This window comes from Pseudomonas sp. IT-232MI5 (assembly GCF_949767845.1).
Lineage (GTDB): Bacteria > Pseudomonadota > Gammaproteobacteria > Pseudomonadales > Pseudomonadaceae > Aquipseudomonas.
Genome location: NZ_CATKQE010000029.1, coordinates 1 through 832, shown reverse-complemented (window position 1 = coordinate 832; position 832 = coordinate 1). Strand labels below are relative to the sequence as shown.

Below are 832 nucleotides of genomic sequence, written 5' to 3'. Positions count from 1 at the left end.
TGTCCGGCAGACGCATGCGCTTGAGCTGGCCGCAGGCATCGTAGCGGTAACGCAGGGAGCCCCAGCCTTGGTGCTCGGTGATCAGCCGGTCCTGACGGTCGTACTCGAAGGCCAGCGGGTGTTGCTGGCCGTCGTCGACACTGATCAAGCGGCCGAGACGGTCGTATTGGTAACTGACCTTGATGCCGTCGGGCAGGGTTTTGACGAGCAACCGGCCTGCGCCATCGCGCTCATAAGCAGTGAGCAAACAAGAGCCGTCATCACCGAACTCGGTCTTCTCCAGCAGATGCCCGTTGAGGTCATAGGCGTACGCTGTACGCCGACCGTCAAAACCGACCTCCTGACGAATCAACCCGGTCGGCGTGTAGTCCAGCCGGTATTTTTCCCCGGACTCGTTTTCAATCTCGGTGAGCAATAACTGCGCATGGTCGTAGCGGTACTGCACCTGCGTGCCGTCGGGGTTGATCCGCCGCGAAACCAGGTGCAGATCGTCGTCGTATTCGTAGCGGGTGATGCGCCCCAGTTCATCGCGCTCGGCAGTGACCTGACCGTAGGCGCCGTAGCTGTAAGCACGGGTATTGCCGGTAGGAGATGTCGTCTGGATCAGTCGGCCAACCGCATCCCAATGCTGACGGGTGACCGCACCGTGTTCGTCGGCGGTTGTGGTCCGTCGCCCCAGTGCGTCGTAGGAAAAACGCCGCACGCCGCCGTCGGGCAAGGTCTCTTCAATGAGTTGGCCGAGGGCATTCCAGACCAGCCGATGCCGGCTGCTGTCCGGGTAACGGATCGACAGCAACTGGCCACGAGTGTCGTAGTAGTAATGGGTAACCTG

Annotated in this window: 1 pseudogene; it reads right to left on the bottom strand. The window is 61.3% G+C overall.

Annotation, left to right across the window (positions count from 1 at the left end):
* A pseudogene (locus ACM6JQ_RS15995) lies at positions 1 to 832 on the bottom strand (type IV secretion protein Rhs); the annotation flags it as partial.